Annotated in this window: 3 protein-coding genes; 2 read left to right on the forward strand and 1 reads right to left on the reverse strand. The window is 73.3% G+C overall.

Annotated elements, in window-relative coordinates; translation table 11 throughout:
- Positions 1-591 (forward strand): CoA transferase (locus OOT08_RS02695; RefSeq protein ID WP_325091003.1); only part of this gene is annotated, 591 nt, incomplete at its 5' end.
- A gap of 19 nt (positions 592-610) precedes the next feature.
- Here the strand turns inward: OOT08_RS02695 and OOT08_RS02700 are convergent.
- Positions 611-1,036, reverse strand: coding sequence for a hypothetical protein (locus tag OOT08_RS02700; protein WP_325091004.1), 426 nt, complete (start codon positions 1,034-1,036; stop codon positions 611-613).
- Between the two features lie 229 nt (positions 1,037-1,265).
- Between OOT08_RS02700 and OOT08_RS02705 the strand changes: the two genes are divergently transcribed.
- Positions 1,266-1,994 carry an alpha-ketoglutarate-dependent dioxygenase AlkB family protein gene (locus OOT08_RS02705; RefSeq protein ID WP_325091005.1) on the forward strand — a complete coding sequence of 243 codons (729 nt, stop codon included), beginning with the start codon at positions 1,266-1,268 and terminating at the stop codon, positions 1,992-1,994.
- Positions 1,995-2,009 lie beyond the last annotated feature (15 nt).

The raw sequence follows: 2,009 nt of genomic DNA on the forward strand, positions 1-2,009 counted from the left end.
GCCTCCGCCGATATTGTGCTCCTGGGTTCCCGCCCCGGCGCCCTCGATCGTTTCGGTCTGGGCGCGGAGGCGTTGCGCGACCGGCACCCCGGCCTCGTCACCGCCTCGATCCGCGCGTACCCCGCATCCGGATCCTGGGCGGAACGCCGCGGCTTCGACTCCCTCGTGCAAGCGGTGTCCGGCATCGCCCGGGCGGAGGCGGCCGGGGCCGAGCGCCCCGGCGCGCTCCGGGCGCAGGCTCTCGATCACAGCGCAGGCTATTTCCTCGCCGCCTCCGTTCTCGCCGCCGTTGCGGGTCGGCCGATCCCGACCTTTGGAGCGAGCGACGCGGAGCCAGGCGATGACGCGGCCCCAGCCCCGCTCGGCGTGGAGGTGAGCCTGGGCGGGCTCGCCCGGAACCTGCTGTCCCGGCCGCACCGCACGGGGCCGGACGCGGCCCCATCGCCCCCGCCCGCGCCCGTGCCGCTCGAAGACACCGAGGAGGTCGCGTCTGCGCACGGGATGCTGCGTCGGGTGCGACCCCTGCTGACCATTCCCGGCCGGAGCCAGGGGGCCGTGCCCGTGCTGGGCAGCGCTCGGCCCGCGTGGTGATCCCGGGGCCGGTCGCGGCCTAGGCGGTGCCAGAGGGGCGGGCGCTCGCGCGGCGATTCACGAGCGGGAAAATGACGAGGTTCGTGACGGCGATGAGCAGCAGCACCACGGCGTAGGCCCAGCCGGCCATCGCGAGCAGGCCCCGGTCAAACAGCAGCACGACCGCGAGGGCGGTCATCAAGACGTAGGCGGGCCACTTCTGCGTCCACGTGAGCACCGCGAGCACGGCGAGGCCGAGCATCACGAACACCGCGCCCCAGCTGAACGCGACAGTGCCGGAGGTGAGCGCCATCACGACCAGCGCGACGGGGCTGGCAACGATGATCGTTTCCATGATGCGCTTGCCGAAGCCGGTCGCGCGGCGATCCTCGACCGGGCCGCCCGCGACCGGGTTGCGGCCGTCTCCCGACGGCTCTCCCCGGCGCTGGTCCTGGTGCTCACTCATGCGGTCTCCCTGCGCTGTTCCGGCCCCGGTCCGGTGCGTCCCGGCGCGGCGTGCCCTGCCTCCGAGCTTACGCGGCCCGGTGGCACGGCGGCTGATGGTTGGCCGCACCAGGCGAGAATCGGACGGCTTTTCCCCCGCTCCCCCGCACCCCCGGGGCGCGGGGCGTCCGGCGCGTACAGTGGGATCCGAAGCACACGGACCACGCCGCAGTCTGGAGAAAGGAGCGCCGGTGCACGCCCAACTCTTTGACGACGACTTCGCCGCCCGGCCGCCCCGGATCCTCGCCCCCGGCGCCGTGCTGGTGCCTGATTTCCTCACCCTCGAACAGCAGCGCTTCCTCGTCGAGCGATTCCGGGAGTGGGCCGCCGGGCCCGTGCCCGCCCGGGCGGCCCGGGTCGGCGAGCACCCCATGAGCGTACGCACCGTCTGCCTCGGCTGGCACTGGCGGCCCGGCGGCTACAGCCGAGCGGCCGTCGACGTGAACGGGCAGCGGGTCCTCCCCGTGCCCGAGTGGCTGGTTCAGCTCGGACGCACCGCGCTCGCGGCCGCCGAGGCGGTGCCGAATCCGGCCGATGCAGCGGGCAACGGCCTGCCGACCGGCACCGCGAACGGCTACGCCCCGGACGCGGTGCTCGCGAACTTCTACGACGCCGCGGCCTCAATGGGGATGCACCAGGACCGCGACGAACCGGACCTGGCCCCCGTCGTCTCGGTGTCCCTCGGCGACCGCTGCCTCTTCCGCTTCGGGAATTCCGAGACGAGAAACCGCCCCTACCAAGACATCGAGCTGTCCTCCGGGGACCTCTTCGTCTTCGGGGGGCCCGCCCGGCTCGCTTATCACGGAGTCGTCCGGGTCTTCCCCGGAACCGCCCCCACGGGTCTCGGCCTCGACTCCGGCCGCATCAATCTCACCCTGCGCCAGACCGGGCTCAGTGACCGCGAAAGGATCACCCCGTGACCACCGCTTCTCGCC

It is taken from the genome of Leucobacter sp. M11 (assembly GCF_035726885.1).
GTDB lineage: Bacteria > Actinomycetota > Actinomycetes > Actinomycetales > Microbacteriaceae > JAPFRB01.